We start from the raw sequence: 15,675 nt of genomic DNA, 5'->3' as shown, positions 1-15,675 counted from the left end.
ATGAGGAGTACTTACTTTTGGATGCTTACAATTGAATAATTTGAGGTTTCCCAATCAAGGTAAAATCGAGATGCTTTTTGACCAAATCTGTACTTTTAACCTTTACAACAACTTCTTCACCAAGTTGATAACTTACACCAGATTTTCTTCCAATCAAGGCATATTCAGTCTCGTCAAATTCGTAATGATCGTCGTTCATATCTCTTACAGACACCATACCTTCACATTTATTGGAGATGATTTCCACATAAATCCCCCAGTCGGTCACTCCTGAAATAACTCCAACAAACTCTTCATTTTTATGGTTTTCCATAAACTTGATCTGCATGTATTTTATAGAATCGCGCTCTGCCTTTGTAGACAGATTTTCCATATTACTGGAATGGTTACATTTTTCTTCATAGATGGCTTCATTAGCTGATTTTCCACCATCAAGATAATGTTGTAATAAACGATGTACCATAACGTCCGGGTAACGACGAATCGGCGAGGTAAAATGTGTATAGTAATCAAATGCTAAACCGTAATGTCCGATGTTATCCGTGGTATATTCTGCTTTACTCATCGTTCTGATGGTCAAGGTATCGACTAAATTCTGTTCTTTTTTACCTTGGACATCACGTAATAAGCCGTTTAAGGATGAGGCAATGCTATTGCGATCTTTAAAATTAAGTTTGTATCCAAATTTAGAAACCACACCTTGTAAGGTTGCCAATTTAGTAGCATCTGGCTCATCATGGACCCGGTATACAAATGTCTTTTTAGGCGATTGTTTTCCAATAAATTCGGCCACTTTTTTATTGGCCAGCAGCATAAATTCTTCAATCAGTTTGTTGGCGTCCTGGCTGGTTTTAAAAAACACACCAATCGGATTGGCCTGTTCATCCAATTCAAACTTTACTTCTACTTTATCAAATGAAATAGCGCCTTCTTTCATCCTTTTTCCACGCATGATCTTGGCCATCTCGTCCATTTTTAAAACGGCGTATCCAACTTTTTTATCCGCATGGTATTCCTTTTCTTCAATGGCAATGTCTTCGGGAATTAACGTATCTATTGAGGAAATATCTTTATGAGAAGGCACTTTTGTATTATTTTCAATAATAACTTGCGCTTCTTCATAAGAAAAACGTGCATCACTGTAAGTCACCGTTCTCCCAAACCATTGCTTCTTAATTTCTGCCATATCATTCATATGAAACACTGCAGAAAAGGTATATTTTTCTTCATTGGGTCTTAAAGAACACGCATTGTTTGAAAGTACTTCTGGAAGCATGGGTACTACTCTATCTACTAAATAAACCGATGTGGCACGCTCGTAGGCCTCATCATCCAAAATGGTATTTTCTTGTACATAATGCGATACATCCGCAATATGGATTCCTATTTCATACAATCCATTATCCAAAACTTCAAAAGACAACGCATCATCAAAATCTTTGGCATCCTTTGGATCTATGGTAAATGTGAGTGCCTTCCGCATATCACGTCGTTTGGCTATTTCTTTCTCATTTATGGAGGTATCTAAATTATTGGCATAGTCTTCAACTTCCTGAGGAAATTCATAAGGCAAACCGTATTCCGCCAGAATAGCATGGATTTCAGTATTGTGTTCTCCAGGTTTTCCTAAAACTTTTAATACGGCTCCTTTTGGTGAATCTTCTTTTGGATCCCAGCTTTCAAGAGATACAAGAACAACATCTCCATCTTCAGCTTTATTGATTTTATTGATTGGTACGAAAATATCAGTGTACATCTTGTTTCCATTCACCACTACAAAAGCATAATTTGAGTGTATTTGTATCACACCCACATACTCACTTTTGGCACGTTTGATAATATTTGTAATTTCACCCTCAAACTTTCCTTTCTTACGACGTTTATAGACGTAGAATTCAACCTCATCACCATTTAAGGCTTTGTTGATATTGTTTGATGCGATATAGACATCCTCATCAAAGTCTGGACTAATGATGTATCCTGAACCTTTGGAGGCCATGTCAAGAATCCCAGTGTGGTATTCTGTAGTAACAATAGCTTTAAATTTACCCCGTTCTGTTTCTTCAATTTCCTTTTTGGCAAGGAGCTCTTGAAGTTTTTTTATTATTTGATTTCTGCTGGAAGCGTCATCCACTCCAAGTTTAGCAGCAATTTGTTTGTAATTAAAGGATTGATTTCTATCTTTTTTTAAAATACTTAGAATTGTATTTGTTAGGTTAGAGATCTTATTTGATGATCCCTTTCTTCTTTTTTTTGTCATTTATTTTATAATGTAATCTTATTGAATTTCTAAAGTTAGCGAAATTCAGTTATTCGAAACTTAATTAAAGGAGAAGATTGGTAATTAAGATTTTACAAAACTACGGTTTTAATGTGAAACCATTATAAAATTATGGTTAAGTTAACGTAAAAAGGTCAAAAAAATAACCTGTACCTTTATAAATCACATACTTTTAATAAGTTACTCTATCACAAATTTCTTGTTAATCTTACCTTGAATAGTCTCTATTTCTACAAAATTCAGACCTTTTGAATAGTTGGAAACACTGATTTTATTATTCTTTTTTCTGAAACCAAATGACCCAAATTGTTAAAAATTCTTGCTTTTTTAAGTATTGAAACTCCGTTCTATTAAGACTACTTAGGAGCGTTATACTGGCTAAACTTTCACAAAAAGCAGCCTTTCTAATATTGATAAGACCCTCAGGCAAAAACACATTGGGTAATAAAATATTATGTCAGCATGATAAATGAAATAAAAAAGCTTTTTCTTAACCAGTACTATTTTAGTAACTATAATTACCGCTGTTCTATTAAACCCTGAAAAGGATAAGATGTCAATTTCTTCCATAACTTGACTTCAATTTTCAACCTAAAAAACAGTTATTCACATTTATATTTATAATAATCAGTTTTTATTAAAATTTTAAAAAAATATTGGTGATTATGATAGTCTGTTAATAACGGGTATAACTTTGTTGGTTTTTATTTTGCAATGTAGATATTGACAATCCATCAAGCCGTAGTTAACAGGATATATCATTTGAATGGTCTGATTATAAAGCATATTCATATAGTTATTAACAACTGTCCATAACTGAGTTTAACATCGTTTTCCCAATAAGATTATTTAAATTTTATGTTGATAGAGCATTTATTTTTGGTGATAAGTGAACAGTAAAAAAAGAGTTAAATTTTAGGCCATATGGTTTCTATACTTGCTTGTAAAAATAAATGATATTTGGAAATATTTATGTTAGAAATTAATGACAAGATATCAACATGTAATGAAAAGAACTCAGCCAATTGTTAACAAGGCTAATTGATGGAGATATAGATGTATAAATAGCTCTATTATTAATGTGCATTTAGTAACTTTATGGGCTAAATAAAATTTTATAAAAATGAAAATCTCAATTGGTAATGATCACGCCGGAACTGAGTATAAGTTAGCTGTTGTAAAGCACTTGGAAAACAAAGGATTTATGGTCAAAAATTATGGAACCAACAGTAATGACAGTGTGGACTATCCCGATTTTGTACATCCCGTTGCAAAAGATGTCGAAGATAAAGTTGTAGACTACGGCATTATTATCTGCGGAAGTGGTAATGGTGCCAATATGACGGCAAATAAGCATCAAGGGGTACGATCTGCCTTGTGTTGGACGAAGGAAATTGTAGCCTTGGCCAGGCAACATAACAATGCTAATATATTGAGTATTCCCGCAAGATTTACCGCATTACCTCAAGTTATTGAAATGGTAGATACTTTTTTAGATACGGCATTTGCAGGTGGCCGACATGAAGACCGAGTCAAAAAGATTCCGGTACAACAGTAACCGAAGGCTCAGAGATATTTACATTCTATATGAGGACAACTAAATGATGATTCCTATCTTGATGAAATATCCTTATTTGGCTTACTCCTTTTCTTATAGGAGTGGCAATTTAGACCCGCAAAAAATAGATTCATAATGCTAAACATCATAGTAAAAACTTTTAAAGAACTTACCCTTGAGGAGCTATATGCCATCTTACAATTACGAAGTGAAATTTTTGTGGTCGAGCAAAATTGTGTCTATCAAGATATCGATTATAAAGACCAAAATGCCCTACATATTATAGGTTATAAAAATGATGGAATAGTGGCTTATACACGTGTTTTTAAGCCCGATGAAAATTTTGACCACGCTGGAATTGGAAGAGTTTTGGTTAAATTTGGAGAGCGTCATTTAAAATATGGATATGCTATTATGGAAGCTTCCATAAGGGTAATTGAGGATACCTATCACGAAACTAAAATTAGAATTTCGGCACAGGCCCATTTGAAACGTTTTTATAATAATTTAGGATTTGTAGAGATTGGTGAGCAGTATTTGGAAGACGGCATTCCCCATATTGGCATGGAAAAGGTTTAATTGACTTCATTGACATAGGTCACTAAAATTTCCACGCGTCGATCATATTTTGCTTCGCCTCCAAGTGGAAATTTACGTCGCATGCCAACATACTTCATACGTCTGGGATTGATTCCTTTTTTAGCCAGATAATCATAAATGTATTTAGCTCGAGCTAAGGATAAATTACGTTTTTTTGTCTTTCTATCAATAGCATCCCGACTGTTCTGGGTACAACATACATGACCTTGAATGGTAAAATAGATATCTTCACGTTGTAGAAGTACTTTTGAAATTTCTTCCAAGGTTTTTTTGGATTCTGGTAGTAAGTAACTGTAACCCGTTTTAAAGAGGATATTTTCTAAGAGAATATAATCCCCAATTTTTATATCACCTGCCAAGGTTTCACTAGCTGTTTTTGTTTTAGTGATGACTTCTGGTCGTGGAGGAAAATATGGAGAGACTATAATTTCTACTTTTCTGTTCAAACTTCTTATTTTGCTAACGTCCTCCTCTTTAACAAGTTTTAGTAAAATTTTTCCCTTCCCATCCACGTTGGTGATAATGGATTCATCAAATTCATTATTAGAAAAAATGGCTTTGATACTATTGGCTCTATTTTGTGATAGAACCAGGTTATATTCGGCACTTCCTCTATCGTCCGTAAATCCGTAAATGGAAATTTTTTCTATATCTAAGGATTCAATTTCTGATAAAAAAAGTAAGAGTTTGCTATGTTCTGTATCTGATACATCATAGGCATCTGTTTTAAAAAATACCTCGTGCTTCAATTCCTCTTGCGCCCAAATTATTTGGGTGAAAAGAAAACCTATGAAGAAGATTTTTTTCATAATATATTCACTTGAAAGATTAAATATAATTAATTTTTCAAGAATCACATTTTCTTATCGATGTATGGAATTTATTGAAGATAACTGAGATAAGTTGAAGGATTTTTAAGGATTTCTGTGCCTTTTTTGATTTCCGTATTGTGGTCAATATAGTAAGAATACATGCCTTCTCTATAAAAATACCGTTTGACTATTTCTTCCGCCAATAATCCCATTAGTTGTGTTTTATTGGCGTTAATTGCTTCTGTTTTATAGGTGTTCAAAGCATTCATTAATGTGGTGTATTGCCCATCAATCACCTTCTTTAAACCTTCTTCATCGGCCACCAATAGGGCATCATCAAATGCTTTTTCGGTTTTGGTTGAAAAGGTAAAGTTATTCACTTTCAAAAAGTTTTTAAATTCGTTGAAATCCGCATCAGTCAATTTAAAGCTCTTTAAATCTGTTACTTGATGTGAGTAATAATATTCTGTAGCGAAGTCAAAAATTAGGTTTTCGTTGACAATGGCTGTGGTTATGGGACTTAATTTGGAAATGCCAAGTTCTACATCCGGTTGGATACCGCCACCATCGTAAACCGTTCTTCCGCGTTTGGTTTTGAATGCTGTATAATTCTCTTTTTTGACACGCGTGGCCTTACCCAATTCATCTCTATTCCAATAGTCTAATGACTGGATACAACGTCCTGAAGGTGTATAATAGCGTGAGATGGTAATTTTTAATTGCGTTCCGTAAACCAATGATTTTGGACGTTGTACCAAACCTTTTCCAAAACTTCTTGCCCCTACTATCACTGCTCTATCCAAATCTTGTAAAGCGCCGGCAACAATTTCACTGGCGGATGCGCTTTTGCCGTCAATAAGTACTACTACTGGAATTTCTGTGTCTATAGGTTCCTTTTGGGTATAATAGGTTTTATTGTATTTGTCAACTTTTGATTTTGTCGTAACCACCAGTTGATTTTGAGGTACAAAAATATTGGTCACGTTTACCGCTTCGTTCAATAGACCACCCAGATTTCCTCTAAGGTCCAGAACAAGCTGTTTGGCCCCTTGACTTTTTAAGGTCCTAATGGCATTGATGGTTTCTGAAGAGGCTTTTTCATTGAACTTACGCAGTACGACATAGCCCGTTTTATCATCAATCATGGAATAATGTGGTACAGCGTGAATTTCTACGGCCTCACGTTTAATCGTTGCCGTTTGTGTTTTTCCCTGACGAACATAGGTAACGTTTACTGTTGTTCCTGCAGCACCTTGCAGTAAATTGCCGGCATCATCACTAAAATCGGCAACTACGGTATTATCTACCTTGATAATCTCGTCGCCCGCTTTTAAACCAGCTTTATCTGCCGGAAAACCTTTGTAAGGTTCTATGATGACCAATTTATCCTTTAAGGTCAATACGCTGGCTCCAATACCGGTATAATCGCCAGTATTATTAATTCTGGAGGCTTCTACATCTTGTTCATTATAAAAATTGGTGTAGGGGTCCAAATCCTGGAGCATGCTTTTTATAGCTGTATCCATTAAATCTGCAGGATTTGTTTCGTCAACATAATTCATGTTGACTTCTTTAAAAAGCGTTGTAAAAATTTCTATTTGTTTGGCAATTTCAAAGAAATCGTTTTTAAATGCGGATCCAGTGATAAATAGCACGCCTATAAAAACAGGAAGCACTATTTTTTTGGTCAATAACTTTTTCATAATCTTCGTCTCAAAAATTTAAGTTTTAAGGAGGGATTGTTGTTTTAAAAAGGCGTCCATTAGGGTTTTCATTTTTCTCGAAACAGTTTCGAAATCTGTTTGGGTCTTACCAATGTACAAAATCATAAACGCATATTGATCAGGAATGTTGTTAAAATATTCCGATTTATTAAGTCGATAAGCCTCTCTCATCAAGCGCTTTATTCTATTTCTATCAACGGCTTTTTTAAAATTCCGTTTGCTTACTGAAACGCCCGTCTTTATTTTTACAGGATCGTCAAAATTGGTCTTTAAATATACCAATCGCAATGGATAAGCAGCTACAGACTGGCCTTCAGAAAAGAGTTTTTCAATAAGCTTCTGGCCTTTAAGTTTTTCGATTTTTCTAAATGACTGATCCATAGGGCAGCAAAGGTAATACTTTGCAGAATAAAAAAACCGCTTGTAAGAAGCGGTTTTAAAATAGTAATTTTGAATTTAATTGACGTTTAATACATTGTTTTCTCTGTTGACATCTGCCATATATCCTCTTGGGTCAATGGTAATGGACTTAATATCATTTTTTGGTTTTCCAATATCAAATGTATAGGTTGGGTATGCCCAAGCCCAATTCGATAAAACTGTTGTGGTATGAGCAGTTGGTTTTACACCTCTCATCATTCTCAATGGAATATAAAACACTGATTTTGAACCATCAACATAAGTAATTTCAAGATCCAAAGGCATTGGCATTAATCCTATACGTTCTAAGGTTACCGTGGTTTTATTATTTTCAGAATCTACATTTTTAATCGCATAGTCAATGGTATTGGTAGTCTGGGTCCAATCGGTTAAGTACCAATCCAATTCAAGTCCGGAAACTTTTTCGGCAATGCGAATGAAATCCATTGGTTTTGGGTGTTTAAAGGCCCATTCTTTATAATACTGTTTGAGCGTTTTATCAAGATTTTCTTCTCCCATAATATATCCCAACTGCGATAAAAATAAGGCGCCTTTGCTATAGGATGCAACTGAAAATGCCCGATTGTAAGCAAAACGGTCAGCGTGTGTAGATAGTGGTTGTTCTCTATCAGAATTGGCGATTGAAATATAGGAGCGATACGATCCTGCAAAAGGATTGTCACTATTGGTGCCGGTAATGGCATCTAGTGCTCTATCTTGGATATAACTGGTAAATCCTTCATCTACCCAAGAATGTTTACTCTCATTACTGGCCAATACAAATTGGAACCAACTATGGGCCAATTCATGGGCCGTAACACTGATTAAACCACTAATGCTGCCCTCGCCCACTATAAGTGTGCACATACCATATTCCATACCACCATCACCACCTTGTATCACTGAATATTGATCGTAGGGATAATCGCCAATATGGGTGCTAAAATAATCCATTAACTGCTCAGTAATTGGTTGTAACTTTTTCCAGTTTTCGAGATTAACCTCTGGCATCGTCTTTTTATATAAAAAATGCAACATAGGTCCGTTTTCAATCTGTCTTTTGTCATGGATATAATCTGGATCTGCAGCCCAAGTGAAATCGTGAACGTTTGGCGCTTTAAAATGCCAAGTCAAGGTTTTACCTCTTTGTTTCTTGACTTCGCCAGTTTCATAGCCATGGCCAATTTCGTTGGGATTTTGAAGGTAGCCTGTTCCACCTAATATATAATTTTTATCGATGGTTATTTTGACATCAAAATCTCCCCAAACCCCATAAAATTCTCTTGCGATATAAGGATTTGCGTGCCAACCTTCATCATCATATTCTGCCAATTTCGGATACCATTGCGACATGGACAATGCAACTCCTTCTTTGTTGTTTCTTCCTGAACGACGAATTTGTACTGGTACCTGGGCATCAAAGACCATATCGAAAGTTGTTTTTCCTCCTGGTTGGATAGGTTTATCCAAAGTAACGATCAAAATAGTGCCCTGAGTTTCATGTTGCACCTTTTTGCCGTCTTGAGTCAATGAGCTGACATTGATATAGCCTATTTCATCTGGTCCCAACTTGCTAATTCTACTCTCGTAAATAGGATCTGCCTTAGTGCCCAAATTATTGACCATTCGCCCATCCGGATCTGGAATGCTTTTCAATCTTGCATCCATTTCACTATCTGGTTGAAAGGCATTGGGATATAAATGATAATAAACCCTATTTAAAACATCTGGCGAATTGTTGGTGTACACCAATTTTTGGGTACCGGTATATTTGTAGGTTTTAACGTCCATATCAATTTCCATGGTATAGTCCACATGTTGTTGCCAATAGTGTGGATTGGAAGATGGCAGTGTCTCATTTTGGGAATGCCCTTTGGTAAGTGGCATGAGCAAAATTATACTAAGACTTAAAGCAAAAGTGATTTTCATTTTAAATATAATTTAATTAAAGGTTTCTTGCCGTTTGTTCTGCTAATATCAGTGCGTTATACGCATTGGCAATGCGTTGCGATTTTGAAAGATCGCTGAATGGTTTTACGTTTGATGGATCGCCGCCAATCATAACTTTGGTGGTTAGGGCCAAGCCAGAATCCATTATGATTTTCTTGACTTGTGGGGCTGTCAATTTTGGATAATACGAACGAATCAATGCCGCAATACCTGCAACGGCCGGAGAGGCCATAGAGGTTCCACCAATTGATTTATAGGTATTTTCAGGGTAGGTTGAATAAATTTCTCCTCCAGGAGCAAAAATATCAACGTTTATCTTACCGTAATTTGAAAAGCTTGAAATCATTCCAGAACCATATTTTGGATCCAAAGATCCCACACTAATAAAATTATCTGAAACTTCGGGCCCCGTGCCAATGGCATCGTTAGGATAGACATCTTTGGTATCCAAATCTGCGGCTTCATTGCCTGCGGCATTTACAATCAACACATCTTTGGAAGCTGCATAAACAATAGCATCTCTTACCCAATCACTATGTGGTGAGTAGTATTTTCCGAAACTGGTGTTGATAATTTGTGCACCATTGTCTGCGGCATATCTAATAGCTAATGCCACGTCCTTGTCATATTCATCACCATTTGGAACCGCTCTAATGCTCATTATTTTGACATTGTTTGCAACACCATTTGCCCCTTTCCCATTATTTCTTCCCGCAGCAATAATACCAGCAACGTGGGTACCATGGCTTTCCGATGGTTTGATAGGTTTAACGTTGTTGTTGCCATAAAATTTCTCCACCATATCATCAGGGTTGTCTCCTGTTTTACGACCTCTGAAATCGACATTAAGGTTATAGTTAAGACGGTCAGTAATATCTTCCAAGCCTTCACTTATATCTTTTATTGCATCTTTAAGGCTATCAAAGTCCATGCTGTACACGTATTTTGCAATAGCAATGTATTGCTTTAAGGTCTGATTGTTTGTGCTAATGGCGTCCACATCTTCCTTTGTATAGTTTTCTTTTTTTGTTTCTTTTTGCAAGGCATCGTCGGCGTTGGTGATTTGTTGCAAAAACTGCTCATAATTGGTTTTGATGCCTAGGTATTTGGTGTATTCCGATTCGCGTTCAGCCTTAGCCTCTGCATATCGCGGATGTGATGTATCACCACTTGCCAATAAGCGTACATATTCCAGTTGCTCATTATAGCCATCGCCAAGAAAGTTCCACCCGTGGATATCATCAACATAACCGTTGTTGTCATCATCTATTCCATTGCCTGGAATTTCCTTTGTATTGGTCCAAATGGAACCCTGTAGATCTTCGTGGTCAATATCAATTCCTGAATCAATAACTGCGACAATAACGGTGCTACCTTTCTTGTTTTTTATAATTTCATCGTAAGCTCTATCAACACTCATCCCAGGAATGGTATCTCTTTTCAAATCCAAATGTCCCCAATGTTGCTTTTCAGCTTCGGTCAATTCAGAAACTTTTAGTGGTAATGTGTCAATATTTTCTATTGGTGTTGAAATAACACCACTAGAGGAACCACAATTAAAGAGGAAACTTGCTGCAAACGCAACAATTGCGAATGATTTAAATAATTTCATATTATCTATCTATTAATTTGTAAATATATCTTTTGTAGTATAGGTCCTATCCAGACGGACCCCTTTGTCTGTGTGTTTTACCGTGATGATTTGGTTATGGGCATCATGTTCCAAAAATAAGTAATAATTCTCATCGGCTGCTTTATTGAGAAACTCTTCTTTTTCATCTAAAGTCAAGAGAGGTCTCGTGTCATATCCCATCACAAATGGCAGTGGCAAATGGCCAGCAGTTGGCAGTAAATCGGCCATAAAAGCGATGGTCTTATCTTTATAGGTGATAAGTGGAATCATTTGTTTATCGGTATGGCCATCCGCAAAAAAGATATCAAAACCCAATTCAGAATTCTTTAAAAGTCGATTTTCCGGAAGAGAGGTAAATTTAAGTTGTCCGCTTTCTTCCATTGGAAGGATATTTTCTTTTAAAAAAGAAGCTTTTTCACGTCTATTTGGCTGGGTAGCCCATTGCCAATGTTTGGAATTACTCCAGTAATGTGCATTTTTAAATGCAGGTTCATAACCGGTTTTGTCTTTGTTCCATTGGATGCTGCCACCACAATGATCAAAATGTAGGTGGGTCATGAACACGTCAGTGATGTCATCCCGATGAAATCCGTAGTTTTTTAAAGAATTGTCAATAGAGTCATTTCCCCATAGAAAATAATAGCCAAAAAACTTATCACTTTGTTTGTTGCCCATTCCAGTATCAATCAGAATGAGTCGGTCGCCATCTTCAATCAATAAGCAACGTGCCGCAATATCAATCATATTGTTGGCATCGGCAGGGTTGGTACGTTGCCAAAGTGATTTTGGAACTACGCCAAACATTGCCCCACCATCGAGTTTGAAATTACCAGATTCAATAGGATATAATTGCATAATTGTTACTTTAAACCATCGTTAAACTCGCAAATTACTAAAACACTTAAAATTTGAAGGATTTGAACATTGATATTGGCTGTTTTTTAACATATTGAAGCTAACTTACGACTCTGATAATTTGAAAGCACTGAAAATTATTATAATTTTATAAAAAAGAGTTATGAAAAGAATTGTTCCGGCTCCTTTGAGGCTAAGTAAAATGAAACTTTTGAGGTTTGGACGTGATTTTAAACCCGACCAAGAGGTTATTTTAAGAGATTATTTAGCGATAGAACGTACTCGATTGGCAAATGAACGAACCTTATTATCCTATATCAGATCGTCCCTGTATTTATTGCTTGGTGGAATTGCCTTTTTTCAGTTGAAAAATTTTCCAGATTTCAAATATTTGGCGGTGCTATCCTTAGTTTTTAGCGCCATTTTCCTTATCATTGGCATCTATCGTTTTATGGTGCTCAAAAAAAGCTTAAAAACTTTATACTACAATTCAGAATCTAAAAAACAGACCAAGTAGAGATATTTTATGTTCCATAAACGAATTTCCGTGCGGTTTTAGTCCTTCATTTTTAATTTTATGATATTATTAGGGCTGTTTGGTTCAAAAAAAATAACTTTACAATCTTTCCGCAGAAAATAAGATAAATTAATTTTATGGTTGAACTATCAGGAATTGTCATATTAGGTATTTTGGCGCAGTGGGTCGCTTGGAAGTTGAAAATTCCAGCTATTCTTCCACTAATTTTGATTGGGCTATTGGTAGGCCCATTTGCCGCAGAATATCTTTCAAGTGACGGAACCAAATGGATTCAGCCAATATACAATGGGGAAAAGGGGCTTTTCCCCGGTGAAAGTCTTTTTTATTTTGTCTCCTTGGCCATCAGTATTATTCTCTTTGAAGGCGGATTGACTCTACGCGTAAGAGAGATCAAAAATATTGGACCAGTTATTACAAAGCTGATAACTATTGGATCGACAGTTACATTTTTTGGAGGCGCAGTGGCAGCGCATTATATCTTTTATCTCAGTTGGGAAATGTCTTTTCTCTTTTCGGCATTGATTGTGGTGACCGGACCCACCGTTATTACACCTATTTTACGACATATACCCCTAAAACAGGATGTTTCAGCAGTTTTGAGATGGGAAGGCATACTTATAGATCCCATAGGCGCACTAGTGGCTGTATTGGTGTTTGAATTTATCAGTGTGGATGTTGGTGGCGCTTTTACCAAAACGGCATTTATTGAGTTTGGAAAGATTGTGTTGTTTGGAAGCACCTTCGGGTTTGCCTTTGCACACGGCCTGAATTTTATCATGAACAAACGCTTGATTCCGCATTATTTGCTCAATGTGTTCGCACTGGCGAGTGTTTTGGGCGTGTTCGTTTTGGCTGATGAATTTGCGCATGAATCTGGTTTATTGGCTGTTGTGGTTATGGGGATGGTTTTGGGTAATTCCAATTCACCTTATTTAAAGGAATTATTGTATTTCAAGGAATCCTTGAGCATTCTATTAGTTTCTATCCTATTCATATTGCTTGCTGCGAATATTGATATGGAAGATTTAAGACTAGTGCTAAATTGGAATATGGTCGCCCTATTTGCCGTTGTAGTTTTTGTGTTGAGGCCGATTGGCGTTCTCTGGAGTACTTATAAGTCCACATTAAAATTCAATGAAAAGATTTTTATAAGTTGGGTTGGACCACGAGGGATTGTTGCTGCAGGTATTGCTTCTTTATTTGGTTTGAAATTGGCAAGAAATGGCGTTCAAGATGCCGAATATATTACACCTCTCGTGTTTATGATTGTGTTGGGGACTGTTATACTGAACGCTACGACCGCTCGATATATCGCAAAACTATTGGGAGTGTTTCTCAAAAAAGCAAACGGTATTTTAATTGTGGGTGCCTCAAAATCTTCCCGACTTATCGGCAATTATTTACAGAAAAATGGAAGGCGCGTGGTACTTCTTGATAACAATCAAATCAATATCTCCAAAGCAAAGGAATTAGGCTTGGAGGGCATTGTTTCCAATGTATATGAAGCCTCTTTGGAGGATAATATCGAACTGAATGATATAGGTTATATCATTGCGTTAACGGGAAATTCGGATATAAATCAATTTGCTATTAATAGATTCGGCAAAGAATTTGGGCAAAATGGTGTTTTTAGGCTGATTACGGCAGACGAACTAAGTGATCCTAATTACGTGCCAAAGGAGCATATTTTTATACAAACAGACGATTTTATATCCTTAACTGAAACGACGAGAAAACATCCTGCCATTCATGAAATAGACATTCAAGATAAAAAACATTATGAAAGCTTGATCGATCTAAGTGAAAAAGATGAGAATATCATCCCGATGTTCTTGAAGGATGAATTGGATGTATTGCACATCATTTCAGATGTTGATATTGAGAACGAAAAATTTACGGAGGGTTGGAAGTTGGTGTATTTAGGAAAACCTTATGATGTGGAGAAAATACAGAAGGAAAAGACCTTATCTCAAGAAAAAGAAAAAGCCCCAAACGATAATAGTTGAGGCCTGTGTAATATTTGAATTATTTTTGAGAGTTTAAATCACTGTCCCATGAGGAATTGTAGCACCTTTCTTGATGACTATAATTCCTTCTTTTATGACATAGCTGTCCGTTTCTTTATCTTTTGTATTCGCGTCCACATTGATTCTCACATCATTTCCGATACAGCAATTTTTATCAATAATGGCATTCTTAATAAAACAACGCTTTCCAATTCCCATTGGGATTTTAGATGAAGAGGTCACTTCGTTAAGAGTTTGATAAATATCACTACCCATCATATAGGTATTGATAATAGTGGAATCGTGCCCTATTCTTGCCCGTATTCCGATGACGGAATGCTCTATTTTTGCAGCATTAATGATACAACCTTCTGCAATGACCGCTCTATTTAGCGTTGTACCACTTATTTTTGTGGTTGGCAGCATTCGCGCTCTTGTGTAAATTCGTTTTTTATTATTGAAAAGATCAAATTCTGGTATTTCATCAGTAAGACCCAGATTGGCTTCAAAAAATGAATCAACATTTCCAATATCCGTCCAATAGCCTTCAAATGGATAACTTAAAGTTTTATGCTTGTCAATAGATTGCGGAATGATTTCTTTTCCAAAATCATTGGTATCCGGATTGTTCATAAGATCGATGAGAAGTTGTCTATTAAAGATGTAAATACCCATGGATGCGAGATGGTTCCGCCCTTGAGCTTTCATTTCATCGCTAACTTCAGAGGTCCAATCGGGAAGCAGGCTGGCGTCTGGTTTTTCTATAAAGGAAGTAATGATACTGTTCTCATCTGTTTTTAATATACCAAAAGAAGTAGCCTCTCTTTCTACCACAGGTAAGGTGGCGATGGTTATTTCGGCATTACTCGCTACGTGTGCATCCAACATCTTATTAAAATCCATTTGATATAATTGATCACCAGATAATATCAAAGCATATTCAAAGTCATGATTTAAAAAATGGTGCATATTCTGGCGTACAGCATCGGCAGTACCCTGAAACCAATTGCTGCTGGTCATGGTTTGTTCGGCCGCTAAAACGTCTACAAACGCCTGACTAAAGAAACTGAAATGATATGTGTTTTTGATGTGTTTGTTCAAGGATGCCGAATTAAATTGTGTTAAGACGAACATGCGTTTAATTTCCGAATTGATACAGTTGGAAATTGGAATATCCACCAATCTGTACTTTCCAGCAATTGGAACAGCTGGTTTTGAACGTGTTGCGGTTAACGGATAAAGTCGCGTGCCTTGTCCACCACCTAAAATGATAGAAATTACTGAGTCGTGGTACATAG

12 protein-coding genes and 1 pseudogene are annotated in these 15,675 nt (G+C 36.2%); 4 read left to right on the top strand and 9 right to left on the bottom strand.

Annotation, left to right across the window (positions count from 1 at the left end):
• Nucleotides 1–25: 25 nt before the first annotated feature.
• Both rnr and G6N06_RS20190 read right to left on the bottom strand, forming a co-directional pair.
• Nucleotides 26–2,260 carry a ribonuclease R gene (rnr, locus tag G6N06_RS05755; RefSeq protein WP_163515119.1) on the bottom strand — a complete coding sequence of 745 codons (2,235 nt, stop codon included), beginning with the start codon at nt 2,258–2,260 and terminating at the stop codon, nt 26–28.
• 201 nt (nt 2,261–2,461) lie between these two features.
• Nucleotides 2,462–2,554 (bottom strand): annotated as a pseudogene (locus G6N06_RS20190) (T9SS type A sorting domain-containing protein); the annotation flags it as partial.
• A gap of 850 nt (nt 2,555–3,404) precedes the next feature.
• Between G6N06_RS20190 and G6N06_RS05750 the strand changes: the two are divergent.
• Both G6N06_RS05750 and G6N06_RS05745 read left to right on the top strand, forming a co-directional pair.
• Complete coding sequence (locus G6N06_RS05750) at nt 3,405–3,839, top strand: RpiB/LacA/LacB family sugar-phosphate isomerase (protein WP_163515118.1); 435 nt, start codon at nt 3,405–3,407, stop codon at nt 3,837–3,839.
• Nucleotides 3,840–3,974: 135 nt separating this feature from the next.
• On the top strand, nt 3,975–4,418 hold the full coding sequence (locus tag G6N06_RS05745; protein ID WP_163515117.1) for a GNAT family N-acetyltransferase: 444 nt from the start codon (nt 3,975–3,977) through the stop codon (nt 4,416–4,418).
• Here the strand turns inward: G6N06_RS05745 and G6N06_RS05740 are convergent.
• The 6 genes from G6N06_RS05740 to G6N06_RS05715 form a co-directional block, all read right to left on the bottom strand.
• Nucleotides 4,415–5,248 carry an OmpA family protein gene (locus G6N06_RS05740; protein ID WP_163515116.1) on the bottom strand — a complete coding sequence of 278 codons (834 nt, stop codon included), beginning with the start codon at nt 5,246–5,248 and terminating at the stop codon, nt 4,415–4,417. The two genes, G6N06_RS05745 and G6N06_RS05740, sit on opposite strands and share 4 nt — an antisense overlap.
• Before the next feature lie 71 nt (nt 5,249–5,319).
• Entirely contained in the window at nt 5,320–6,954 is a 1,635-nt protein-coding gene (locus G6N06_RS05735; RefSeq protein ID WP_163515115.1) for a S41 family peptidase, read from the bottom strand.
• Nucleotides 6,955–6,972: 18 nt separating this feature from the next.
• Nucleotides 6,973–7,356: a ribonuclease P protein component gene (gene rnpA / locus G6N06_RS05730; RefSeq protein ID WP_163515114.1), complete on the bottom strand. Its 384-nt coding sequence runs from the start codon at nt 7,354–7,356 to the stop codon at nt 6,973–6,975.
• 75 nt (nt 7,357–7,431) lie between these two features.
• The gene (locus G6N06_RS05725; RefSeq protein ID WP_163515113.1) at nt 7,432–9,324 is read right to left on the bottom strand and encodes a M1 family metallopeptidase; all 1,893 of its coding nucleotides are present in this window, start codon (nt 9,322–9,324) and stop codon (nt 7,432–7,434) included.
• A 16-nt stretch (nt 9,325–9,340) separates the two neighbouring features.
• Nucleotides 9,341–10,957, bottom strand: coding sequence for a S8 family peptidase (locus tag G6N06_RS05720; RefSeq protein ID WP_163515112.1), 1,617 nt, complete (start codon nt 10,955–10,957; stop codon nt 9,341–9,343).
• A gap of 12 nt (nt 10,958–10,969) precedes the next feature.
• Complete coding sequence (locus G6N06_RS05715; RefSeq protein WP_163515111.1) at nt 10,970–11,833, bottom strand: MBL fold metallo-hydrolase; 864 nt, start codon at nt 11,831–11,833, stop codon at nt 10,970–10,972.
• Between the two features lie 163 nt (nt 11,834–11,996).
• On the opposite strand from G6N06_RS05715, the gene G6N06_RS05710 reads away from it, so the two are divergent.
• Together G6N06_RS05710 and G6N06_RS05705 are read left to right on the top strand one after the other, a co-directional pair.
• Entirely contained in the window at nt 11,997–12,350 is a 354-nt protein-coding gene (locus tag G6N06_RS05710; protein ID WP_308469744.1) for a DUF202 domain-containing protein, read from the top strand.
• 137 nt (nt 12,351–12,487) lie between these two features.
• Nucleotides 12,488–14,377, top strand: coding sequence for a cation:proton antiporter (locus tag G6N06_RS05705; RefSeq protein WP_163515110.1), 1,890 nt, complete (start codon nt 12,488–12,490; stop codon nt 14,375–14,377).
• A gap of 33 nt (nt 14,378–14,410) precedes the next feature.
• On the opposite strand, the gene G6N06_RS05700 is transcribed toward G6N06_RS05705, so the two are convergent.
• Nucleotides 14,411–15,673 carry a glucose-1-phosphate adenylyltransferase gene (locus G6N06_RS05700; protein WP_163515109.1) on the bottom strand — a complete coding sequence of 421 codons (1,263 nt, stop codon included), beginning with the start codon at nt 15,671–15,673 and terminating at the stop codon, nt 14,411–14,413.
• Nucleotides 15,674–15,675: the final 2 nt, after the last annotated feature.

Source organism: Gelidibacter japonicus (genome assembly GCF_010725055.1).
GTDB classification, from domain to species: Bacteria; Bacteroidota; Bacteroidia; order Flavobacteriales; family Flavobacteriaceae; genus Gelidibacter; species Gelidibacter japonicus.
Note: the sequence above shows the minus strand (reverse complement) of the source record. Positions and strands in the feature narration are given on the sequence as shown.